Below are 21929 nucleotides of genomic sequence, written 5' to 3' on the forward strand. Positions count from 1 at the left end.
GGTTCAGCCCTGCGGGCTTCCCCGGAATGACGGGGCAACAGGAATGATCGACATCCATGGCCGTCATTGAATCGACCATCGCCACGGGCAGCGCTGCCTACAAGGCCAACCGCGAAGGCATGCTGGCGCTGATTGCGCGGATGCGCAGCCTCGAGGAGCGGGCGCGCACCGCCTCGGCCGCCGCCAAGGACCGCTTTCACAAGCGCGGGCAGTTGCTGCCGCGCGAGCGGGTGGCGCTGGTGCTCGATCCCGGCACGCCGTTCATCGAGCTGTCGACGCTGGCCGGTTACATGTTCGACGTGCCCGATGCCGCCAGGAGCGTTCCCGGCGGCGGCCTGATCGCGGGCATCGGCTTCGTCGCCGGCATCCGCTGCATGGTCTCAGCCAATGATTCCGGCATCGATGCCGGCGCGTTGCAGCCGTTCGGCCTCGACAAGACCTTGCGGGTGCAGGAACTGGCGCTGGAGAACAAGCTGCCTTTCGTGCAGCTGGTCGAGAGCGCCGGCGCCAACCTGTTGCGCTACCGGGTCGAGGATTTCGTCCGCGGCGGCAACATCTTCCGCAACCTGGCGCGGCTGTCGGCGGCAGGCCTGCCGGTGGTCACGGTCACCCACGGCTCATCGACCGCGGGCGGCGCCTACCAGACCGGCCTGTCCGATTACATCGTGATGGTGCGCGGCCGTACCCGCGCGTTCCTGGCAGGGCCGCCGCTGCTGAAGGCGGCGACCGGAGAGATCGCCACCGAGGAAGAACTCGGCGGCGCCGAGATGCACACCAGCATTTCCGGGCTCGGCGATTATCTGGCCGAGGACGACCGCGATGCGCTGCGCATCGCGCGCGACATCATGGCCAATCTGCAATGGGACCGGCCGGCCCCGGACCAGACCTCGCACCGTCCGCCGCGCCACGATCCCGAGGAACTGCTCGGCATCATGCCGATGGATCACAAGCGGCCGGTCGACATGCGCCAGGCGATCGCCCGGTTCATCGACGATTCCGACTTCACCGAGTTCGGCGCCAATTACGGCCCCGCCACCGTGTGCGGCCACGCCCGTATCGAAGGTCAGGCCATCGGCATCATCACCAACAACGGCCCGCTCGATGTTCCCGGCGCCAACAAGGCCACGCATTTCATCCAGGCTTGTTGCCAGTCGCGCACCCCGCTGCTCTATCTCAACAACACCACCGGCTACATGGTAGGCCGAGCCTATGAAGAGGCCGGCATGATCAAGCACGGCTCCAAGATGATCCAGGCGGTGACCTCGGCCACCGTGCCGCAGATCACGATCTATTGCGGCGCGTCGTTCGGCGCCGGCAATTACGGCATGTGCGGCCGCGGCTTCCATCCGCGCTTCTGCTTCTCGTGGCCGAATGCCAAGACCGCGGTCATGGGCGGCGAGCAGGCCGCCGAAACCATGGCGATCGTCACGGAAGCCGCCGCCATCAGGCGCGGCAAGCCGATCGAGAAGGAAAAGATCGAGGCGATGAAGGCGCAGATAACGGGCGTGTTCGACGGCCAGATGGACGTGTTCTCGACCAGCGCGCGGGTGCTCGACGACGGTGTCATCGATCCGCGCGACACCCGCAAGGTACTGGCCGAGGTGCTGGCGATCTGCCGCGAGGCTGAGGCGCGAGAGCCCCAGCGCATGCAGTTTTCGGTCGCGCGGCCATGAATAATGCCCAGATGAAGAAGACGCCGTTCCACAAGATCCTGATCGCCAATCGCGGCGAGATCGCACTGCGGATCATGCGCACCGCCCGCCGCCTCGGCCATGGCGTGGTGGCTGTTTATTCCGACGCCGACCGCGAGGCGTTGCATGTGCGCGAAGCGGATCAGGCCATCTGCATCGGCGAGGCGCTGCCGGCGCAATCCTATTTGCGGATCGAGGCTGCTATCGCGGCGGCCAAGGCCAGCGGCGCCGACGCGGTTCATCCCGGCTATGGCTTTCTCGCCGAGAACGAGGATTTCGCGCAGGCCTGCCGCGATGCCGGATTGGTGTTCATCGGGCCGTCGCCGGAAGCCATCAAGGCGATGGGCAACAAGGCCGGCGCCAAGGACATCATGCAGGCGGCGGGCGTGCCCTGCGTGCCCGGCTATCAGGGCGCCGACCAGGGCGACGGCGCGATGTTCGCCGAAGCCGAGCGGATCGGTTTTCCCGTCATGATCAAGGCCGTCGCCGGCGGCGGCGGGCGCGGCATGCGGCTGGTCACGGACGCCGCAATGTTTCTCGATACGTTGCGCAGCGCGCGGTCCGAGGCACAAGGCGCGTTCGGCGATCCGACCGTGATCCTGGAACGGGCCATCGCCGATCCTCGCCACATCGAGATCCAGGTGTTCGGCGATCGTCATGGCAACGCCATCCATCTCGGCGAGCGCGACTGTTCGGTGCAGCGGCGGCACCAGAAGCTGATCGAGGAGGCGCCGTCGCCGGCGGTGTCAGCGGAATTGCGGGCGCGGATGGGTGCGGTCGCGGTGGCCGCAGTCAAGTCGATCGGCTACGAGGGTGCGGGCACGCTGGAGTTCCTGCTCGACCGTAGCGGCGAATTCTATTTCATGGAAATGAACACGCGGCTGCAGGTCGAGCATCCCGTCACCGAGGCGATCACCGGGCTCGATCTGGTCGAGCTGCAATTGCGGGTCGCCGGCGGCGAACCGCTGGGGCTCAAGCAGGACGACATCCAATTCTCCGGCCACGCCATCGAGGTGCGGCTGTGTTCGGAGGATGCCGGCCACGACTTCATGCCGCAATCCGGCCGGATGGCGCTGTGGCAGATGCCGGACGGCATCCGCGTCGAGCACGCGCTGCAATCCGGCTCCGAGATTCCGCCGTTCTACGATTCGATGATCGCCAAGCTGATCAGCCGAGGGGAAAGCCGCGACCAGGCGCGGGGCAAGCTGATTTGCGGTCTCGCGCAGGTCGCGGCGTTCGGCGTCACCACCAATCAGGGATTTCTGATCGACTGCCTGCGGCATCCCGTCTTTGCCGGGGGCGAGGCGACCACCGCGTTCATCGGAGAGCATCGCGACGAACTGTTGGCGGGACCAAAGGATCCGTCTTCCGAGGCGGCGCTGGCGGCGTTGCTGCTCTACGTAACCGCCCCTGACGCGCCGCCGTGGCGCAAGGGCCGGACACTGGCGACCGCGTTTCCGCTTCCCGTCCGTCTCGAACTCGACCATGGCAGCTATGATCTCGAAGTCGTGCGCGAGCGCGACGGCGGCTATGTCGCGAGCCTCGGCGGCGAAGCGCATCGGTTCGAGATCGACGAACTCGGCGGCGATACCATCCGCTTCCGCAGCAACGATGTGATGGAGACCGCGAAGTTCCTGCGCAACGACGACCGGCTCTATTTTCTGCACCGGGGTACTACAATCGCGGTGCGCGATCTCACTTTGGCCGCGCCGGCGACGGCGGCGGCAACCGGCGGCGACGGCAAGGTCCGCGCCGCGATGAACGGACGCGTGGTCGCGGTGCTGGTCAAGCCGGGCGACAAGGTCGCGGCCGGCCAGCCCGTGATGACGCTGGAAGCGATGAAGATGGAGCATGTGCACACCGCGGGCATCGCGGGCACCATCTCCGCGATCGATGTCGCGGAGGGCGAGCAGGTGACGACGGGGAAGATTGTCGTCGAGATCGAGGCGGCAGCAACATAGTTCTCCGTCGTCCCGGCCAAGCGAGCATCGCGAGCGCCGAGCCGGGATCCATACCGCGTGATTTATCGATTTTGGAAAGCCGCTCGACGACCTGTCGTAACCACGAAGGCCGGTGGTTATGGGTCCCGGCTCAAGGCCGGGACGACGTTGATAGAACGATTTCAGCCTCTCGCCCCGTGCCCTCATTGAGGAAACACGCCACCTGGTGCTTGGTCCCGGCTTCCGCCAGCACGGGCCGTTCGACCTTGCAGCGATCCATCACGTAGCGGCAGCGGGTGTGGAAGGCGCAGCCGGAGGGCGGATTGATCGGGCTCGGCACGTCGCCGTCGATCAGCGGCTTCAACCGCTTCGTCTTGGGATTGGCCACCGGAACCGATGACAGCAAGGCCTGGGTATACGGATGGCGCGGGTTGGCGAACAGCTCGGCTTTTTCGGCTACTTCGACGATGCGGCCGAGATACATCACGGCAACGCGGTGGCTGATATGGGCGACCACGGCGAGGTCGTGGGCGATGAACAGATAGGAAAAGCCGTGCTTGCGCTGCAGGTCGATCAGGAGATTGATCACCTGGGCCTGGATCGAGACGTCGAGCGCCGATACCGGCTCGTCGCATACGATCAGGCTTGGTCCGAGCGACAGTGCGCGGGCGATGCAGATGCGCTGCCGTTGCCCGCCGGAGAACTGGTGCGGATAGTTCTTCATCTGGTCCGGTCTCAAGCCGACCTGCTGGAACAGTTCGGCGACCCGTTCCTGCTTCTGGCGGCCCGACGCCAGCCCGTGCACGCTGAGCGGCTCGCCGACGATATCGCCGGCCGTCATGCGCGGGTTCAGCGATGCGAACGGGTCCTGGAACACGATCTGCATCGAACGCCGGTGCGGACGTAGGTCCGTCTTGCCGAGGTGGGTAACATCGACGCCATTGAGGCGGATGCTGCCGCTGGTCGGCTCGACCAGCCGCAGCACGCTGCGCGCCACCGTCGATTTGCCGCATCCGGATTCGCCGACCATCCCCAGCGTTTCGCCGACCCCGACCGAAAAGCTGACGCCGTCGACGGCATGCACCGTGCCGACGCGGCGGCGCAGGATACCGCCCCGCACCGCGTAATGCTTGACGAGGTCGGTGACCTCGAGCAGGGGACGCGCATCGGTCATAGCGGCACCGCCGTTTCCGCCGCGCGCCAGCACGCCGCAAAATGGTTGTCGCCCCAGTCCTGCAACGGCGGATATTCGGCGCGGCAACGGTCGATCGCCAGGGCGCAGCGCGGCGCGAAGGCGCAACCCGCCGGCAGGTTGGTCAGTGACGGCACCATGCCGGGAATTTCCACCAGCCGGGCGTCGTTCTTCGAGCCGAGCGCAATCACGGCCGGCATCGATGCCATCAGGCCGCGGGTGTAGGGATGCTTGGGGTTCTCGAACAGCGCCTCGACGGTGGCCTCCTCGACCTTCTTGCCGGCATACATGACGATGACGCGCTGCGCCGTCTGCGCCACCACGCCGAGATCGTGCGTGATCAGGAGCAGGCCGGTGCCGAGTTCCTTCTGCAGTTCGACGATCAGCGCCAGGATCTGGGCCTGGATGGTGACGTCGAGCGCGGTGGTCGGCTCGTCGGCGATCAATAGCGCCGGCCGGCATGCCAGCGCCATCGCGATCATCGCGCGCTGGCGCATGCCGCCGGAAAGCTGATGCGGATACTCGGTCGCCCTTCGCTCCGGTTCCGGAATCCGGACCAGGCGCAGCATTTCGACGGCCTTGGCCCAGGCTTCCTTGCGGGTCGTGTTCCGATGCAGGCGCACCGCTTCGGTGATCTGGTCGCCGATCCGCATCACCGGGTTGAGCGAGGTCATCGGCTCCTGGAAGATCATCGAGATGCGGTTGCCCCGGATCGCGCGCATCGCGGCATCGTCCAGATCGAGCAGATCGGTTCCTTCCAGCGTCACCGAGCCGCCGACAATGCGGCCGGGCGGATCGGGGACCAGCCGCATCACCGACAGCGCGGTTACGCTCTTGCCGCAGCCGGACTCGCCGACGATCGCCAGCGTCTCGCCGCGGCGGACGCTGAAGGAGACGTCGTCGACCGCCTTGAACAGTCCGGAGTTCGTGAAGAACACCGTCTGCAGGTTCTTCACGTCGAGAACCGCCTCTTCCGCTTGCATCCCGGTCATCAGCCGCGCTGCCTCGGATCGAGAATGTCGCGCAGCGCGTCGCCGAACAGATTGGTGCCGAACACCGCGAGGCTGATGGCGATTCCCGGGAAGATCACCAGCCACGGCGCGGTGCGGACATATTCCGCCGCCGATTCGGACAGCATGCGTCCCCACGACGGGTAGGGTTCGGGAATACCGAGGCCGAGAAACGACAGCGAGGCCTCGGTGAGGATGGTGGAACCGAGCTGTGCGGTGGCCAGCACGATCAGCGGCGCCAGCGTGTTGGGCAGCACATGGCGTATCGCGATGCGTGTTTCGCTCATCCCGATCGATTTGGCGGCTTCGACGAACGGCAGCTCGCGCAGCGCCAGCGTATTGGCGCGGATCACGCGGGAAACGGTCGGGATCAGCGGGATCGCGATCGCGAGGATCACGTTGGGAAGCGACGGTCCCAGCGCCGCCGTCATGACGAGGGCGAGAACCAGGAGTGGCAGGGCCTGCAGGATGTCGGTCACCCGCTGGAACACCAGATCGACCCAGCCCGACAAATAGCCGGACACGAGCCCGACCAGTACGCCGATCGACGATCCCAGCGCCGTCGAGCCGATACCCACGGCGAGCGATATGCGCGCGCCGTGTACGATCCGGCTCCAGACGTCGCGGCCGAACGAGTCGGTTCCCAGCCAGTGCTGCGCGCTGGGGGCCGCCAGGCGATGCGCGGAATCGACGCTGAGCGGATCAAAGCGGCAGATCAGGTCGGCCGCCGCCGCCACCCACACGAATGTCAGCATGATGAACAGGCCGATGGTGCCGAGCAGGTACCGCTGCCCGAGGAACGCCAGCCGGCGCCAGCCATGCGTCGCGTGGGCGCCGGCCCGCCTCAGTTCGCTGTCGTAGTTGATCACGGCCAAGCGGCGTCTCCAAATCTTCCCAAAAGTCAGTCGGTATACCGGATGCGTGGATCGATCGCGGCGTAGAGCATGTCGACGGTGAAGTTGGCGACCACGACCACGACCGCGATCAGCATCACGAGGTTCTGCACGATCGGATAGTCGCGCCAGCGCAGCGCCTCGACCAGGAAGCGGGCGACGCCGGGAATATTGAATACTGTTTCGGTGACGATCAATCCGCCGATCAGGAACGCGGCCTCGATGCCGATCACGGTGATGACAGGAAGGATGGCGTTCTTGAGCGCGTGATGATAGTTCACCGCCGTTTCGGAAGCGCCCTTGGCGCGCGCGGTGCGGATGTAATCCTGCCGCAGGATTTCGAGCATCGAGGAGCGGGTAATTCGCATGGTCAGCGCGGCGCTGCGAAAGCCGACCGCCATCGCCGGCACGCAATAGATCGCGAAGGCCTCGGTCCACGTTGCCGGGTTCGGGTTGAAGATCGGCATCGATCCGAACAGCGAGACCGACGCCATCAGGATCAACAGGCCGAGCCAGAATGACGGCAGCGACAGGCCGCTCAGGCTGACGACGCGCAGGGCATAATCGAGCCGCGTGCCCTGATGGACCGCGCTGATGACGCCCAAGGGAATGCCGATCGAGGCGGAGAACAACAGCGCGAGGCCGGCCAGCCGCGCGGTGATCGGAATTCGCGGCAGGATCTCCTGCAGCGCCGGCTTCTCGGAAACGTAGGAGTAGCCGAGGTCGCCATGCAGAAGCCCGCCGATCCACTGCAGATACTGCACTGCAATCGGCTGGCTGAGGCCGAGCTCTTTTTCCAGGTTGGCCTTGTCGGCCTGGTCGACGAATCCCGCGGCGTCAAACAGGATGTCGACGATATTGCCCGGCACGACGCGCAGCAGCACGAAGATGATGACCGAGATCCCGAACAGGGTCACGAGCATCAAGGCGAGGCGCCGCACGATATAAGCAAACAACCTGGCTGCTCCTGTTAACGCGTATGAGTGGCTGCCAGCTTCTTCCGCTGACGGCGGATGCTACTTGTCCATCCACACATCCTCGTAGCGGTAGCCATTGTAGGAGCTGTTCACCATGATGGTGATGCCCTTGACATAGGGCTGCCAGCACGAACCGGCGTGGCTGTGGTAGACAATGGGACGGGCGACGTCCTCCTGAAGCTTCTTGTCGATTTCCCAGACCAGTTTCTTGCGCTTGGCGGCGTCGGCCTCCTGGGATTGCTGGTCGATCAGCTTCTCGATGTCCTTGTTGCAATAGTTGGTGTAGTTCCGCTCCGAACCGCAGGAATAGTTCTCGTAGAACGACTGGTCGGGATCGTCGACGGCATTGCCGGTCAGGTTGAGGCCGAGCGAATAGTCCTTGCGCGCGACTTTCGAGAACCAGTTGGCGGTCTCGACCACGTCAAGCTCGCCATCGATATAGATGCCCTTGAGCTGATCGATCAGGATCACGGCGGGGTCGCGATACTCGGCTATATTGCGCGTCGAGACCTTGACCGCGAGATGCTTGTCCGGGCCGTAGCCCGCCTTTTGCATCAGTTTTCGGGCTTCCTCGCGGTTGGCGTTCACGTCGGGGCCGTAGCCCGGTATCGTCTCCAGCATTTCCTTCGGCATGCCCCACAACCCCCCCGGCGCGGGAAGCATGGTGCCGCCGATATCGGCCTGACCCTGGAACATGATCGAAATGAACGCCTTGCGATCGAGTGCCAGCGCCATCGCACGCCGAATGTCCAGATTGTCGAACGGCGGCGACGACGAGTTGACAATGATATTGGTGCTGACATTGACCGGCTCGACCACGCATACCGCGTTCGGCGCCTGCGTTTTGACGTCCTTGAGAAGCGGGATCGATATCCCGGTCGGAAATGTCATATCGAACTTCCCGGCAATGAAGGCGAGAATGGCGGTCGACCGGTTGGTAATGATGGTGTACTCGATGCCGTCGAGATGCGGCAGGCCCTTCTTCCAGTAATCCGGATTGCGGGTGATCTTGATCGATTCGTTGGCCTTGAACTCGACGAACTTGAACGGACCGGTGCCGATAGGCTTGGTGCGCATGTCGCCGGGCGAAACATGGCAGGGATAAACCGGCGTATAGCCCGAGGCCAGCAACGCCAGCAGCGCCGGTTGCGGCCGCTTCAGGTTGAACGCGACCTCGAAGTCGCCGTTCGGCGTGATGTCGGCAACCTGATTGTACCAGGATTTGCGGGGGTTCTTGCGGAACTTCTGCTCGGACTTGCCCATCAGCATGTCGAATGTGCATTTGACGTCGGCGGACGTGAAAGGCTTGCCGTCGTGCCATTTGACGCCCTGCCTGAGCTTGAAATTGAGCGTCTTGCCGCCGTTGACCCAGGCCCAACTCTCCGCGAGATCGGGGACGATCGACTCCAGGCTGTTCTGCTTCACGTCCTGCTTGTACATGACGAGGTTGTTGAAAATGGGCATAAAGGGAATGTTGACTGAGTAGGTAGCCTCCTCGTGGATCGAGGCGCTGGCCGGACTGTCGCGGTGATAGACCTTCAGGATGCCGCCCTGCTTCGGCTCTCCAGCGAGCGCAGAACCAGAGACAGTCAGCAACGACGTCACGACGGCAGCAAGCGCACGCACGCTCCGCATGTTCCCCTCCCTCATATTTCAGCCTCATCGGGCCGATTGCGCGGGAGGTTACCCATGACGGTGCGTCCACGCAACCGGCAAGGCCGGGGCGGGCATCGATCCTTCGGATTAGATGTAATTCCGCGCGGCGGCTAAATCGATGGCGGGGCCATTGGTGCAGCGCGCAAGCGGGGTTGACCTGCCGGAGCCGGTCAAACCTCCAGTTTGTCGCCGCCCTTGAGGTCGAGAATCTCGCGGGCGTCGTCCGGGGGCGCCACTTGCGATCCGACCCGATCTCTTCAGCGGTTGAGCGCTACTTCCCTGAAGGCGGTTACGAGCGGCCTCTCCAGCTTTCCTTCCATGCTGCGAAGGATTTCATAGGCCTGTTCCCGGGGCATGGTCGGCTTGTAGCTGCGGTGTTCGATCAATGCCGCAAAGATATCGGAAATGGTCAATATCCGAACGATGTCGGAAATGCTGCTGCTACAAAGCGCGTCGGGATAACCGCTTCCATCGAGATACTCGTGGTGATGCCGCACTGCATCAAGGATCTCCGGGGAAATACCGGCATTCCCCTTCAACACGTCGTATCCAGCTGCGGGATGGGTTTCGACCAGCGCACGCTCCTGATCGTCGAGGCGCCCAGGCTTGTCCAGGACCGCGAGCGGAATCTTGGCCTTGCCAATGTCATGAAACATCGCGGCCGAATACAGCCGCTCGATGTCCGCTCTCGGCACGCCCAGGCTCAGTCCGAAATCGACAGCTATGCCCGTAACCAGGAGGCAGTGTTGATATGTGCCCTCGTGATGACGGCGAACCGTCTCGAGCCAGCTGGACAGCCCATCCTCGGCGATGCTGTCGGCAATCTTGCCGGCGGCGCCTTTCGCGCCTCTGATATCGATGGCCTTGCCGCTCAACACCGCCGAGAACATCGAAGACAGGGCGGTCGCACCGGCCATTGCGGCTTCGTGGGCACCCGGCAAAGCCTCGATGGAGATCGTCGGGGAATGATTGCCATCGATCAGTGCGGCCAACAAGCTTGCCTGATCGACGGGATTGACAAGTACGCGTGTCGCCCCAAGCGCATATGCCTGAACGGTGAACAAGCGCGCCTTGTGATCGATGATGAAGATGCGCTTGCGCAGGTGACTTGATCTTCCAAGCATTCCCTTGAGGGCCGCAATATTGTCAACGGCCCGCAAATCCGCCGTGACGACGACAGCGTCGGATTCGCTGCAGCGGGTGTTGGCGTCGCTCAGCAATTCGGATGTCACGGCGTAATGTTGCTCCAGCACGGCGCGGAGGTCCGTAAGCTTGCTAACGGTATCTGCGACAACATGGACGGGCATGGAACGTCAGATCTCACTTCTGTCTGTCGTCATCCAAGGTGACGATGATTGCAGTCATCGTGTAAGAAAACGCTCGAGTTCGGTGCATATCCGGTGGGCCAGATCTTCCGTGATTTCGAACCGTATTTCTTCGTCGGCGGTATTGACCTGCACGATGCCGCAAAGCGGTTGGGTCGATTTGGTCAAGACGAAGATCTCAGTAATCTTGTGTGGGTCGCTCATCTCAGGCTGACTCTTTGGTTGTTTGGGGTTTCAGAGGTCTCTTCTTGGCAAGCTTGTCCCGCTCCAGGAATTCGACACCGATCTGGTCACCGGCGACCCGCACCAGTTTGCAGCGGCGGAACGCGCTGCCCGTGGACGAAAGCAGCAGGAAAAATTCCTTGAGGTCCAATCCTTCGATGGACCCATCGATGCACAGGCGCGCGCCGGTCTGCGAAACGTCGATCATCACGCAGTCTCGCCGCCAAGTGCCGTCAATTCCCATGACATAAACATGGATGCCGCGTTCGAAATTGACGCGCTCGCTCTTTCTGTCTCCAAAAGCCATCTGCAAAATCCGATCGATAAAATCTCCTGGTCAGGCGCTCCTTGGATTTACTTTGCGGACCTGCGAAAACTCGCAGCGGTCGCGGGCGGGTCAGCTACTTAGCGCAGTATGGCCTCGCGTCTTTCCAATGGCCGCCTTGCAGCACTGCTATCCAAAATTGTCAGCGGGGGGCATCGTTGCCCTCGCTACGCTATGCAGCTCCAGCCGGAGCCGTATTCACAACTAGAACTCGACAATCTCTGTAGAATGCTCTCTAAAATACAACGTTCAGTAAATCGCCTGGATCATATCGATTACAGTCGCGCGAATTGTGAGAAGTAATTTGGTTTGCTCCCGGAGAATTTAGGCATGACATGCTCTCCGAAAAATCATCCGGGTACAAAATATCCTAGGATACACGCTTCGATGCGGCAGCAGGCCCTCGCCGATTTCCTGCGCAAGCATCGGGAGTCAATCAGCAAGCCGGTTGATGACAAACACGCCGGCGAAAGGAGACGAAGAACGGTCGGGCTTCGCCGCGAAGAAGTTGCCGAGATGGCCGCGATCAGTTCCACCTGGTACACGCGGCTGGAGCAGGGAAAAGAAGTAGCACCTTCCAGCGCTGCGCTCGGACGCATTGCCGACGTGCTGCAGTTGGCACCCGCAGAGCGGGCTTACCTTTTCGAATTGGGCCGACGAGTTGATCCGAACGATGCTTCGAACTTCGCCGATGATCTCGTCGGCAAAACAATCGAGAGCTGTGTCCGTTCCATCGCGTACCCGGCCTTTGTGCTCGACAGATATTGGACGATGCTGTTCTGGAATGACGAATTGGCGGAACTGTTCCCGCCATGGCTGAACGATCCGGAAAGGAATTTGCTGCGACTTATGTTTCTCAATTTGAATGCGAGAACGCTTGTCGTCGATTGGGAGCCTCGGGCGCGCAGCCTCCTGGCACAGTTCCGGGTTGATTTCGGCAAGTATATTGATGATCAGAAGATGCTTGATCTGGTCAGCAAGCTAAGCGAGGAGTCGGATCACTTTCGGAAATTGTGGCAAGAACAGCGGGTTCTGTCTTCGGACGGGATCGAAAAGTCATACAATCATCCCCAGTGGGGCCTGCTGAAATTTCGTCAAACAACCTTCCTGGCCGCCAGTGATTCCTCGATCAAGCTGGTCATCTTGAAGCCGTGCAATGAGGCTGCGATCACCTGCCTCGGGCGATGAGACTTGTCGTGGGACGTGTTATCCCAGGATAAGAAGGCAAGTGCACCCTATGCATTTTCCTAACCATAAAGCTCCACGAAGCGTTTAGACCATTCTGCGAAACTCTGTGTGAGATTCAGTCACAGGAAGCATCGATGCACCCGAGACGCTTCACACGAGTTCGGCCGACAGGCAGAAATGCCGATGTGGCCAAATTGATCGTTGGCCCGAAGGATCCCGTCATTGATTGCAGGGTCATAGACTATTCACCTGGCGGCGCGTGCCTCGAAGTGTTCGGACAGCCCAGATTGCCCAATCGATTTGAGCTGCTATTCGGCGGCACCAAGAAACGTTGCCGGATTGTCTGGAACTGCGGCCGCCGCCTTGGGGTTGCCTTCTGACAAAATTGCGTATCGCGTCGAAAGGCGGGGCTCAACGCCGCGCCTCTCGATCTGCACTCAATATATGCCGGTCACGAACACATGCAGCAGCGGCCACTTCCGCAGACGTCGGGTGCTGGGTTGGTGCTGCAGGCTTGACTGAACCGGTCAAACCTCCAGTTTGTCGCCGCCCTTCAGGTCGAGAATCTCGCGGGCCTCGTCCGGGGTCGCCACCTCAAGGCCGAGCCCCTCGATGATCTTGCGCGCGAGCGCGACCTGCTCGGCGTTCGAGGCCGCCATCCGTCCGGGCGCCGCCCACAGCGAATCCTCGAGCCCGACGCGGATGTTGCCGCCCATGGCGGCGGCCATCGCCGCGATCGGCAACTGGTTGCGGCCCGCGCCCAGCACCGACCACACCATCTTGTCGCCGAACAGCCGGTCGGCGGTGCGCTTCATGTGCAGCACATCTTCCGGATGCGCGCCGGTGCCGCCCTGCAGGCCGAACACGGTCTGCACGAACAAAGGCGGCTTCACCATGCCCTGCTCGAGGAAGTAGTTGAGGTTGTAGAGATGCGCGGTGTCGTAGCACTCGAATTCGAAGCGGGTGCCGGTCTCCGACAGCGTCTTCAGCACATATTCGATGTCCTGGAAGGTGTTGCGGAACACGATGTCCTTGTTCTGCAGATGCTTCAGTTCCCAGTCGTGCTCGAACTTTTTGAAACGGTTCAGCATGCCGAAAAAGGCGAAATTCATCGAGCCCATGTTCAGCGACGCGACTTCCGGCTTGTAGACCGCGGCGGGACGAACGCGCTCGTCCACCGTCATGGTCGGCGCGCCGCCGGTGGTGAGGTTGATCACGCAGTTCGAGCGCTGCTTGATGATTTTCAGGAACGGCGCAAAGGCCTCGGGGCTCTGGTCGGGCTGGCCGGTCTTGGGATTGCGCGCGTGCAGATGCACGATGGCCGCACCCGCTTCGGCGGCATCGACCGCGGCGTCGGCGATTTCCTGCGGCGTCACCGGCAGAGCCTTCGACATCGAGGGGGTGTGGATCGCGCCGGTCACGGCACAGGTGATGATGACTTTGCGGCTCATGTCTTGCTCACTTTCTTGGCAGTCGATACTTCAGGATTCGTCGTTCTGTCTGGCCTTGTGCGCGGCCAGCGCCGCCAGGCGTTCGTTGCGCCGCTGCGTCAGCGCGGCGATGCGCTCCGGCGTCGGCTGATGCGGCCATGCCGCGATCACCCGGTCCACATTCGGGCTTTGGTAGACTTCGGGACCGGCGCAGGCCGAGGCCAGCTCCTTGTAGAATCCGGTATAGCGCGCGCAATAATCGGGAATGCCGCCGGGCGCATTGAGCTCGATGGTCTCGAACGGTCCGAGAAACGACCAGCGCAGCCCGAGGCCGTCCTTGACGGTGTGATCGAGGTCTTCCGCGGAGATGTAGCCTTCGCCGACCAGACGAAAGGCTTCCGCCAGCAGCGCGCCCTGCAGCCGGTTCAGCACAAAGCCCGATATCTCGCGGTTGATCGTGACCGGCACCTGGCCGATCTCGCGATAGATTTTTCGCGCGCGGTCGATGGCGTCGGGCGAGGTCCACGGCGCGCCGCACAATTCGACCAGCGGCACCAGATGCGGCGGATTGACGGGATGGCCGACCAGGCAACGCGCCCGGCCCGGCAGCGTCTCGGTGAAGCGCGATGCCGTGATCGCCGAGGTCGACGACACCAGCAGCGCGTCTGATGGCGCGAGCTTGTCGAGCTGGGCAAAGATGGTCTTCTTGTCCTCGACGATCTCCGGCCCGTTTTCCTGGACGAATTCGACGTCCAGCAGCGCTTCCTGCAGGCTCCCTGCAATCGAGACCCGCGCCACGGCGCCGTCGGGGTCGTCGGCCAGCCCATGGCGGGCCAATGCCTGCAACTCGTCGCGGATCAGGCGGGACGCCGCCTTCAGTGTCGGAATATGCGGATCGGTGAGCCGCACGTTCCACCCCGCACGCGCGAAGATGGCGGCCCAGGCGCGTCCGATCAGACCGCTTCCGACGATGGCGACGTTGCGTTCAGTGCTTGCCATTTCCTGTTCCCGTAACCTTCATCTCACAGCCAGAGCACCTTGCGGCGCAAGTCGAGATCGTCGCGCAGGTCTTTCGACGGCCCCTGGTGGATCACCCGGCCGCGCTCCAGCGCCACCGTGGTATCGGACAGCGCCAGCGCCAGATCGAGATGGTGATCGACGATGATGATGGCGATTTCCCTGCGCAGCCGGTCGAAGGTCTCGAACAATTGCTCCACCACGGTCGGCGCCAGGCCCTCGAAGGGCTCGTCGAGCAGCAATACCCGGACGTCGCCCGACAGCGCGCGGGCGACCGCGACCATCTGCTGCTCGCCGCCGGAAAGATAGTCGGCGGGGCTGTCGAGCCGTTCGCGAATCCGCGGAAAATATTCGTAGATGCGTTCCCGCGTCCAGTGCACGCCGTTGCCGGTCTGGCGCTTCAGCCCGCCCAGCTCGAGGTTCTGTTCCACGCTCATGCCGGCGAACAGGCCGCGGCCCTGCGGCACGTAGCCGATACCGAGCCGGGCGTTCTGCGCCGACGAATGGCCGATCAGCTCGCTGTCGGCGAGTTTGATCGACCCGTTCGATGCCGGCGCGATGCCGACCAGCGTCTTCAGCAGCGTCGACTTGCCGGCGCCGTTGCGGCCCAACAGCGCAATGATCTCGTTCTCGTGCAGCGTGAAATTGACGTCGTTGAGGATGTGGCTCTTGCCGTAAAAGGTATCGACGTTGCCGACCGTCAGCAGCGCGTTGACGCGGGCGGCGGTTTCGCGCGGACGCGCGGCAATTTCCGTCGCGCCGGAGCCGATATAGACCTCCTGCACCTTCGGGCTGGTGCGGGCTTGCTCGACGGTGCCGTCGAGCAGTACCCGGCCTTCATTCATGACCGTGACATGGTCGGCGAGCTGGAACACCCGGTCGATGTCGTGTTCGACCAGCAGCACCGGCAGATCCGACGAGATCCGCTTGATGATGGCGCCGATCCGCTCACGCTCGGCAGCGGCAAGCCCGGCGAGGGGCTCGTCGAGCAGCAGCACGCGCGGCGCGGTCGCAAGCGCCACGCCCATGTCGAGCAGCCGCTGGCCGCCATAGGACAAGTTGCCCGCCTCGGCCTTCTCGATGCCGGCAAGGCCGAGATAGCGGATGGTGGCGTCCGTCTCGGCATTGATCGCATCGATCGAAAGCGCTGACGTGATGGGATCGAAGCGGCGGGGGTGCCGCGCCTGCACCGCAAGCCTGATGTTTTCGCCGACGCTCAGGGCCGGAAACAGGTTGGTGATCTGGAACGAGCGGCCGATGCCGGCGCGGGCGATCTCCTCCGGCGTCTCGCCGGCGATCGGCTGGCCCATCAGCGACACCGTGCCCTGGTCCGGCGGGAACATGCCGGACAACAGGTTGAACGCGGTGGTCTTGCCCGCGCCATTGGGCCCGATCAGCGCATGCAGGGTGCGGTCGGCAATCGAGATATCGATCCCCTGCACCGCCCTGATGCCGCCGAAATTCTTGACGATGTGTCGGGCCGACAGCACCGGCCCTGCGATGTGGGATTGCGGCCGCAGGAATTCCGGCAGCGGCAGCGCTTCGATGCGGCGCGCCGACATCGCGGCGTCTTCGGTCGTCTTCTTGCGGAACGGCGCGATCAGCCGTTCGCCGACGCCGACCAGGCCGGTCGGCGAAAACACGATGAAGCTGACGAATATCAGGCCGAACCAGAACAGCCAGTTCTCGGTGTAGATGCCGAGGAACTCGCGGAACAGGATGAAGAACAGCGCGCCGAGGGCCGGCCCCAGGAAACTGCGCATGCCGCCGATCACGACCATGGCCAGGAGATCGCCGGAGAACGAGACCGAGATCGGATCGGCCGAGGTCATGCGGTTCTGGTAGAGCAGCAGGATGCCGGCAAGCCCGGTGATCCCGGCCGACAGCACGAAGGCGGCGAGCTTGTAGCGGTTGGTCGGATAGCCGAGGAAACGCGCGCGTTGCTCGTTCTCGCGGATCGCCACCAGCACGCTGCCGACCGTCGAGTTATGGAAGCGCCATAGCAGGATCAGCACCAGGAAGGCGATCGTAGCGACGAACCAGTAGTAGTTGGTGGAAGATTCCAGATCGACGCCGAGCAGCGTCGGCCGCGTGATGCCGCCGAGGCCGTTCTCGCCGCCGGTGACGTCGGTCCAGCGGAACGCGACCGCATACAGCATCGCCGCCAGCGCCAGCGTCAGCAGCGAGAAATATACCCCGCGCCGCCGCAGGATCAGGAACCCGAACGTGCCCGCAATGGCGGTGACGATCAGGACGCCGGCGATGGTGGGACCGAAGAACGAGCCCGGCATCACATTGCGCTGGACCAGCGCCGCCGCATAGGCGGCGAGGCCGAACCAGGCGCCATGGCCGAACGACACCAGGCCGGTATGGCCGACCAGGATGTTCAGCGCCATGCAGGCCAGCGCGTAGGTGACGACCTCGGTCGCCGAGGTCATGGTGAGGCCGAGCGCGAGCAGCAGCGGCGGCAGCACAAGGAGTCCGAGGGCGGCGATCAACAGCGGAACGGGCAGGCGCTTCATCATGATCGGCGCCTCACTCGAACCGCGTGATGCGTTCGCCGAACAGGCCGCGCGGCCGGAACAGCAACACCAGCAGCATCAGCAAATAGATCGCCGCGGTCGATGCCGCGGAATAGCCGATGCCGACCATCAGACCCTTGACGAGGCCGACCAGCAGCGCCGCGGCAACCACGCCCCAGAATGATCCCAGCCCGCCGATCACCACGACGACGAAGGCCGGCGTGATGATCTCCTGGCCCATCGCCGGATGGATCGAATAGATCGGCGCCAGCAGCACGCCGGCGAGGCCGGCAAGCCCGATGCCGAGCGCCGCCACCGCGGACATATAAGGCTGCAGCGAAATGCCGAGCGCGCCGACCATGTCGGGATTCTGCACGCCGGCGCGCACCACGCGGCCGAAGGAAGTCTTCTGCAGCAGCAGCCACAGTCCGGCGATGCAGGTCGCGGCGATGCCGAGCAGCACCACGCGATAGAACGAATAGATGAAGCTGCCGATCGCGACCTGTCCGCGCAGCCATGGCGGGATCGAATAGGACAGAGGCGGGGCGCCGAAGATCATCCGCAGCGCCTGCTCCGCCACCATGGCGAGGCCGAATGTCATCAGCAGCGAGAGGATCGGGTCGGAACGATAGAAGCGGCGGAACAGCGTGCGCTCGATCACGATGCCGAGCATCGCCACCGCCACGGGCGCTGCCACGAACGAGCCGCCGAAGCCGAGCCAGGGCGACAGCACCAGCGTGAGATAGGCGCCGAGCGCGTAGAACGCGCCGTGCGCGAGATTGACGATGCCGCCGAGCGAGAAGATCAGCGACAGGCCGAGCGCGATCAGGAGGTAATAGACGCCGTCGAGCAGGCCGTTGAGGATTTGCTGGGCTAACAACATGGCGGACATGGCTGTGGTCCCGCTGCTGGAATAAGCGCGGGCTGCGCGCCAGGGAGATCTGCGAGGGGAAGGCGGAAGAAAAACAGCGTCTCCCCGGTATCCCGGAGAGACGCTGATATCAGTCGGTTAGCTCGGGAACGTGCAGCTGTTCTCTTCCTTGGTAGCGGCGATCACTTCGAGATCTTCGTTGGGGCCGGGCACCGCCGGGCTGGAAGCGAAGATGTCCCACTGGTTCTTGATCTTGTCGGCGGGAAGCGCGGTGACCGCGTACATTTCGTGCATCAATTGATGATCCGATGCGCGGAAATAGCCCGGCCGGGTCTTCAGCAGGTCGTACTTCGCACCCTTCTCGAAGTGCTGGATGATCTTGGGCGATTCCGCCGATTTCAGCTCATTGATGGTCTGCGCCACGATCTTGATGGCGACGTAGTCGCCCCAGGCCTGGTTCTCCGGCGGCTTGTTGTATTTCTTGGTGAAGGCCGCCACGAACGCCTTGCTGCCGGGGGTGTCGATGAGGTGATGCCAGACCACCGGCCAGGTGCCGACGAAGTTGCCCTTGCCGGCGGCCCAGGCCAATGCGGTGTCGAAACCAAAGCCGCCGACCGGGATGGTGAGGCCGAACTCGGCATACTGCTTGAGGAAGTTGGTGGTCTGGTTGCCCGCGAGATTGATCGCGACCAGGTCGGGCTTGGCTTCGCGGATCTTCAACAGATAGGCGGAGAAATCGGCGGCGTCGGTCGGCACCAGATCGTCACCGGCGAATTGGCCGCCATTGGCTTCCATGAAGCGCTTTGAAACTTTCAGCAGGTCATGGCCGAAGGAATAATCCGCCGTCAGCGAGTACCACTTCTTGCCCTTGACCAGGCCGTCGCGCAGGAACGAGCGGCCGACGGTCTTCACATACATAGAATTCTGCGACTCGACATGGAACATATAGCGCTGGCAATCCTTGCCGCGCAGCGCGTCCGAATTGCCGCCGGTGTTGATGTAAAGGGTCTTGGTGCGCGAGGCGACCTGCGCGATGGTCAGGCACGAGGCGGATGAAATCTCGCCGATGATGCAGGCCACCTTGTCGCGCTCGATCATGCGCTCGGCCTTGGTGGATGCGGTCTGCGGATTGACCGAATCCTCCTTCAACAGCTCCACCTTGCGGCCCATCATGCCGCCCGCGGCGTTGATCTCCTCGACCGCAAGATCGGCCGCCATCGCGGCGTATTCGCCGAGCGGTCCGAGAAAGCCGGTGCGCGGCGTCAGATGGCCGATCCTGATGACCTCGGCTGTCTGCGCGCGCAGGATCGCCGGCGCTGAGATGCCCGACATCAGGGCAATGCCGCCGGCGGTCTTCAACAGGCTGCGGCGCGTGAATTGATTATTATTGGACATCGGCCTTCATCTCCCTGGTACGGCCGCGTGGGCTGCGGCAGTTTCTTCTTTCGGCCGGCGCCGCATGGTTCGCCCTGAGAAGCGGCCTTGTGTCGCTTGCCGTGATCTGTGATCACAGTTAGAGTTGCAAAAGTCGGGGCCGTTGTCGAGTCCCCTCGGGAGATCGTGGCCGCATGGGAGATCCGCGTTGAATTTGCCCACCGCCCTCAACCTGGTGGAACCGCTCGACCGTCAGACCTTGGGCGAGCGCGCCTATGCCAAACTGGCCGATCTCCTGATTTCCGGCCGGCTCGCGCCGGGCGAGAAATTATCGCTGCGCGCAGCGGCGGATGTGCTCGGCGTCTCCATCATGCCCGTGCGCGAGGCGGTGTCGCGGCTGGTTGCCGACAAGGCGCTGGAGGTAACGCCGAACCGCGCGGTCCGCGTTCCCCTGATGTCGGCGGCGCAGTTCAGCGACCTGACCAAAGTGCGGATCGCCATCGAGGGCCACGCGGCGGCGCAGGCCGCGCTGCATCGTGACGCCGATGACCTCAACTCGATCGCCCGCGCGGAAGAAGCGATGCGGACGGAGAGCGAGTCGTCCGCGCCCGACCTGCCGCGCGCGGTCGAACTCAACAAGACCTTTCACTTTGCGGTTTACGAAGCGGCGCATTCGCCGATCCTGGTGGAAATCATCCGCGCGCTCTGGCTCAAGGCGGGACCGGTGATCAATCTCGATCTGCGAGCCAACCCCGAGCGGCTCGCCAAGGGCGATGCGATCCGGTTTCACGCCAATGTGCGCAACGCCATCGCCGCCGGCAACGGCGAGGCCGCGCAGGCCGGAATTGCCGGCGACATAAGAAGTGCTGCGGACTTCATCCTGTCGCGCGGCGGCCTTGCCGACTGACCCTCTTTCAAACGACATCTCGGAGCGACCATGGATCTCGAACTCAAGGCTTTGCGCGTGCTGGTAACCGCCGGCGCCAACGGCATCGGGCTTGCCATCGCGCGGCGTTTCGCAGCCGAAGGCGCCAGGGTTCACACCTGCGATGTCGATGAAATGGCGCTGTCGGCGCTGGCCGCCAGCGATCCCGCGATCACGTCGACACCCTGCGACGTCTCCGACCGCGCGGCGGTTCAGAAGCTGTTCGCGGAAGCGACGGCAAAGCTCGGCGGCCTCGACGTGCTGGTCAACAACGCCGGCGTCGCCGGCCCGACCGCCAAGGTCGAGGAGATGAATCCGGAAGACTGGGACCGTTGCCTGGAAATCTGCCTGACCGGGCAATTCAACTGCGTCAGGCTTGCGGTACCGCATTTGCGCAAGAGCAGGAACGCATCGATCGTCAATATCTCCTCGGCCGCCGGCCGGCTCGGCTTTGCCATGCGCACGCCCTATGCCGCGGCGAAATGGGGCGTGATCGGCTTCACCAAATCGCTGTCGATCGAACTCGGACCGGACAACATCCGCGTCAATGCGATTCTGCCCGGCCTGGTCGCCGGCGACCGGCAGCGCCGGGTGCTGGAAGCCAAGGCGCAGCAGCGCGGGATTTCCTACGCCGAAATGGAACGCACGGCGTTTTCTTACACCTCGATCAAGGACTACGTGACGCCGGAGCAGATCGCCGACCAGATCCTGTTCATGTGCAGCCCGCGCGGCAAGACGATTTCCGGGCAGGCGATCTCGGTCTGCGGCGATACCCAGATGCTGGGATGAGCGAGAGAGGATATTGGCCGGCTAGCGGCTGTCCTGCTCCGCCGCGCCGCCTGCGTTGAGTGCGGAATAGATCAGGCCCAGGATCACGCTGTAGGACAGCACCATCAGCAGCGAAAACACGGCCGGCTGAAAGCCGAGGCCGGCCTGCGTGGCGAACAGGCCGCGCCCCAGCATCGGAAAGAACACCAGGCCCATCAAGATCCAGCCGAGCACACCGAAGACGAATCCCTTGGCGGCGCCGCTTTGACCCGGCAACAACGGGTAGGCGTGGCCGAACAGGAAGCCGAGTACGACAGAACCGTTCAGGAACGAAAGCGCCCATAGTATCGACGGATGAACCGAGCTTCCTGCCAACTGGCTCAGGGCCTGCTGCAGTTCGTCATAGGGTTGAAACGACGGCAGCCAGCCCATTCCGGACTTCAGGAACATGAGGCCGGAGTGAGCAACGCTTCCGCATAGTCCGGCAAGCGTGGTTCTCCAGATCCGGTCGGCGTTCATGGGATTGCGGTGGCTGTGGCGATCATCTTTCAGCCTTTAGCATAATGCATCGATGCCGGGATCGATTTGCCGTCGCTGATGTCA

The 21929-nt window shown here is 63.4% G+C and carries 20 protein-coding genes; 6 read left to right on the top strand and 14 right to left on the bottom strand.

Features of this window, described 5'->3' with window-relative positions; translation table 11 throughout:
* The first annotated feature begins 56 nt into the window (after positions 1 to 56).
* On the top strand, positions 57 to 1673 hold the full coding sequence (locus tag KMZ68_RS02880) for an acyl-CoA carboxylase subunit beta (RefSeq protein ID WP_215614404.1): 1617 nt from the start codon (positions 57 to 59) through the stop codon (positions 1671 to 1673).
* Positions 1670 to 3652: an acetyl/propionyl/methylcrotonyl-CoA carboxylase subunit alpha gene (locus tag KMZ68_RS02885; RefSeq protein ID WP_371741402.1), complete on the top strand. Its 1983-nt coding sequence runs from the start codon at positions 1670 to 1672 to the stop codon at positions 3650 to 3652. Before KMZ68_RS02880 ends, KMZ68_RS02885 begins: the two co-directional genes overlap by 4 nt.
* 130 nt (positions 3653 to 3782) lie before the next feature.
* Here KMZ68_RS02885 and KMZ68_RS02890 read toward each other — a convergent pair whose 3' ends face one another.
* From KMZ68_RS02890 to KMZ68_RS02925, 8 genes are all read right to left on the bottom strand, one after another.
* A complete protein-coding gene (locus tag KMZ68_RS02890; RefSeq protein ID WP_215614405.1) occupies positions 3783 to 4805 on the bottom strand; it encodes an ABC transporter ATP-binding protein in 1023 nt (340 codons plus the stop codon).
* Complete coding sequence (locus KMZ68_RS02895) at positions 4802 to 5806, bottom strand: ABC transporter ATP-binding protein (RefSeq protein ID WP_215616167.1); 1005 nt, start codon at positions 5804 to 5806, stop codon at positions 4802 to 4804. Before KMZ68_RS02895 ends, KMZ68_RS02890 begins: the two co-directional genes overlap by 4 nt.
* Positions 5807 to 5814: 8 nt before the next feature.
* Positions 5815 to 6708 (bottom strand): ABC transporter permease, encoded by an 894-nt coding sequence (locus KMZ68_RS02900; RefSeq protein WP_215614406.1) that lies wholly within the window; start codon positions 6706 to 6708, stop codon positions 5815 to 5817.
* Positions 6709 to 6734: 26 nt separating this feature from the next.
* On the bottom strand, positions 6735 to 7682 hold the full coding sequence (locus tag KMZ68_RS02905) for an ABC transporter permease (RefSeq protein ID WP_215614407.1): 948 nt from the start codon (positions 7680 to 7682) through the stop codon (positions 6735 to 6737).
* A gap of 60 nt (positions 7683 to 7742) precedes the next feature.
* A complete protein-coding gene (locus KMZ68_RS02910) occupies positions 7743 to 9338 on the bottom strand; it encodes an ABC transporter substrate-binding protein (RefSeq protein WP_215614408.1) in 1596 nt (531 codons plus the stop codon).
* 278 nt (positions 9339 to 9616) lie between these two features.
* Positions 9617 to 10666 carry an HD-GYP domain-containing protein gene (locus tag KMZ68_RS02915; RefSeq protein ID WP_215614409.1) on the bottom strand — a complete coding sequence of 350 codons (1050 nt, stop codon included), beginning with the start codon at positions 10664 to 10666 and terminating at the stop codon, positions 9617 to 9619.
* A gap of 54 nt (positions 10667 to 10720) precedes the next feature.
* Positions 10721 to 10888, bottom strand: coding sequence for a hypothetical protein (locus tag KMZ68_RS02920; RefSeq protein WP_215614410.1), 168 nt, complete (start codon positions 10886 to 10888; stop codon positions 10721 to 10723).
* A gap of 1 nt (position 10889) precedes the next feature.
* Positions 10890 to 11213 (bottom strand): PilZ domain-containing protein, encoded by a 324-nt coding sequence (locus tag KMZ68_RS02925; protein WP_215614411.1) that lies wholly within the window; start codon positions 11211 to 11213, stop codon positions 10890 to 10892.
* Positions 11214 to 11618: 405 nt separating this feature from the next.
* Between KMZ68_RS02925 and KMZ68_RS02930 the strand changes: the two genes are divergently transcribed.
* Together KMZ68_RS02930 and KMZ68_RS25955 are read left to right on the top strand one after the other, a co-directional pair.
* Positions 11619 to 12419: a helix-turn-helix transcriptional regulator gene (locus KMZ68_RS02930; RefSeq protein ID WP_215614412.1), complete on the top strand. Its 801-nt coding sequence runs from the start codon at positions 11619 to 11621 to the stop codon at positions 12417 to 12419.
* A gap of 134 nt (positions 12420 to 12553) precedes the next feature.
* On the top strand, positions 12554 to 12799 hold the full coding sequence (locus KMZ68_RS25955) for a PilZ domain-containing protein (protein WP_249779504.1): 246 nt from the start codon (positions 12554 to 12556) through the stop codon (positions 12797 to 12799).
* A 147-nt stretch (positions 12800 to 12946) separates the two neighbouring features.
* Here the strand turns inward: KMZ68_RS25955 and KMZ68_RS02935 are convergent, their stop codons facing one another.
* The 5 genes from KMZ68_RS02935 to KMZ68_RS02955 all read right to left on the bottom strand — a co-directional run bounded on the left by KMZ68_RS02935 (position 12947) and on the right by KMZ68_RS02955 (position 19654).
* Positions 12947 to 13870 (bottom strand): 3-keto-5-aminohexanoate cleavage protein, encoded by a 924-nt coding sequence (locus KMZ68_RS02935; protein ID WP_215614413.1) that lies wholly within the window; start codon positions 13868 to 13870, stop codon positions 12947 to 12949.
* A gap of 30 nt (positions 13871 to 13900) precedes the next feature.
* Positions 13901 to 14848 (bottom strand): 3-hydroxyacyl-CoA dehydrogenase, encoded by a 948-nt coding sequence (locus tag KMZ68_RS02940; RefSeq protein ID WP_215614414.1) that lies wholly within the window; start codon positions 14846 to 14848, stop codon positions 13901 to 13903.
* A gap of 23 nt (positions 14849 to 14871) precedes the next feature.
* Positions 14872 to 17391, bottom strand: a complete 2520-nt coding sequence (locus KMZ68_RS02945; RefSeq protein WP_215614415.1) for a branched-chain amino acid ABC transporter ATP-binding protein/permease — start codon at positions 17389 to 17391, stop codon at positions 14872 to 14874.
* 10 nt (positions 17392 to 17401) lie between these two features.
* A complete protein-coding gene (locus KMZ68_RS02950; protein ID WP_215614416.1) occupies positions 17402 to 18280 on the bottom strand; it encodes a branched-chain amino acid ABC transporter permease in 879 nt (292 codons plus the stop codon).
* A 117-nt stretch (positions 18281 to 18397) separates the two neighbouring features.
* Complete coding sequence (locus tag KMZ68_RS02955) at positions 18398 to 19654, bottom strand: ABC transporter substrate-binding protein (RefSeq protein ID WP_215614417.1); 1257 nt, start codon at positions 19652 to 19654, stop codon at positions 18398 to 18400.
* Between the two features lie 187 nt (positions 19655 to 19841).
* On the opposite strand from KMZ68_RS02955, the gene KMZ68_RS02960 reads away from it, so the two are divergent.
* On the top strand, positions 19842 to 20540 hold the full coding sequence (locus tag KMZ68_RS02960; RefSeq protein ID WP_215614418.1) for a GntR family transcriptional regulator: 699 nt from the start codon (positions 19842 to 19844) through the stop codon (positions 20538 to 20540).
* A gap of 30 nt (positions 20541 to 20570) precedes the next feature.
* Complete coding sequence (locus KMZ68_RS02965; RefSeq protein ID WP_215614419.1) at positions 20571 to 21347, top strand: SDR family oxidoreductase; 777 nt, start codon at positions 20571 to 20573, stop codon at positions 21345 to 21347.
* Between the two features lie 21 nt (positions 21348 to 21368).
* On the opposite strand, the gene KMZ68_RS02970 is transcribed toward KMZ68_RS02965, so the two are convergent.
* Complete coding sequence (locus KMZ68_RS02970; protein WP_215614420.1) at positions 21369 to 21845, bottom strand: DUF6789 family protein; 477 nt, start codon at positions 21843 to 21845, stop codon at positions 21369 to 21371.
* Between the last annotated feature and the right edge of the window lie 84 nt (positions 21846 to 21929).

This window comes from Bradyrhizobium sediminis (assembly GCF_018736105.1).
Taxonomy (GTDB): domain Bacteria; phylum Pseudomonadota; class Alphaproteobacteria; order Rhizobiales; family Xanthobacteraceae; genus Bradyrhizobium.

What these genes read in the sequence shown, in the direction of transcription:
- KMZ68_RS02880 (WP_215614404.1), top strand. Translation starts at nt 57, where the DNA reads ATGGCCGTCATTGAATCGACCATCGCCACGGGCAGCGCTGCCTACAAG.
- KMZ68_RS02885 (WP_371741402.1), top strand. Translation starts at nt 1,670, where the DNA reads ATGAATAATGCCCAGATGAAGAAGACGCCGTTCCACAAGATCCTGATC.
- KMZ68_RS02890 (WP_215614405.1), bottom strand. Translation starts at nt 4,805, where the DNA reads ATGACCGATGCGCGTCCCCTGCTCGAGGTCACCGACCTCGTCAAGCAT.
- KMZ68_RS02895 (WP_215616167.1), bottom strand. Translation starts at nt 5,806, where the DNA reads ATGCAAGCGGAAGAGGCGGTTCTCGACGTGAAGAACCTGCAGACGGTG.
- KMZ68_RS02910 (WP_215614408.1), bottom strand. Translation starts at nt 9,338, where the DNA reads ATGCGGAGCGTGCGTGCGCTTGCTGCCGTCGTGACGTCGTTGCTGACT.
- KMZ68_RS02915 (WP_215614409.1), bottom strand. Translation starts at nt 10,666, where the DNA reads ATGCCCGTCCATGTTGTCGCAGATACCGTTAGCAAGCTTACGGACCTC.
- KMZ68_RS02920 (WP_215614410.1), bottom strand. Translation starts at nt 10,888, where the DNA reads ATGAGCGACCCACACAAGATTACTGAGATCTTCGTCTTGACCAAATCG.
- KMZ68_RS02925 (WP_215614411.1), bottom strand. Translation starts at nt 11,213, where the DNA reads ATGGCTTTTGGAGACAGAAAGAGCGAGCGCGTCAATTTCGAACGCGGC.
- KMZ68_RS02930 (WP_215614412.1), top strand. Translation starts at nt 11,619, where the DNA reads ATGCGGCAGCAGGCCCTCGCCGATTTCCTGCGCAAGCATCGGGAGTCA.
- KMZ68_RS25955 (WP_249779504.1), top strand. Translation starts at nt 12,554, where the DNA reads ATGCACCCGAGACGCTTCACACGAGTTCGGCCGACAGGCAGAAATGCC.
- KMZ68_RS02935 (WP_215614413.1), bottom strand. Translation starts at nt 13,870, where the DNA reads ATGAGCCGCAAAGTCATCATCACCTGTGCCGTGACCGGCGCGATCCAC.
- KMZ68_RS02940 (WP_215614414.1), bottom strand. Translation starts at nt 14,848, where the DNA reads ATGGCAAGCACTGAACGCAACGTCGCCATCGTCGGAAGCGGTCTGATC.
- KMZ68_RS02945 (WP_215614415.1), bottom strand. Translation starts at nt 17,391, where the DNA reads ATGATGAAGCGCCTGCCCGTTCCGCTGTTGATCGCCGCCCTCGGACTC.
- KMZ68_RS02950 (WP_215614416.1), bottom strand. Translation starts at nt 18,280, where the DNA reads ATGTCCGCCATGTTGTTAGCCCAGCAAATCCTCAACGGCCTGCTCGAC.
- KMZ68_RS02955 (WP_215614417.1), bottom strand. Translation starts at nt 19,654, where the DNA reads ATGTCCAATAATAATCAATTCACGCGCCGCAGCCTGTTGAAGACCGCC.
- KMZ68_RS02965 (WP_215614419.1), top strand. Translation starts at nt 20,571, where the DNA reads ATGGATCTCGAACTCAAGGCTTTGCGCGTGCTGGTAACCGCCGGCGCC.
- KMZ68_RS02970 (WP_215614420.1), bottom strand. Translation starts at nt 21,845, where the DNA reads ATGAACGCCGACCGGATCTGGAGAACCACGCTTGCCGGACTATGCGGA.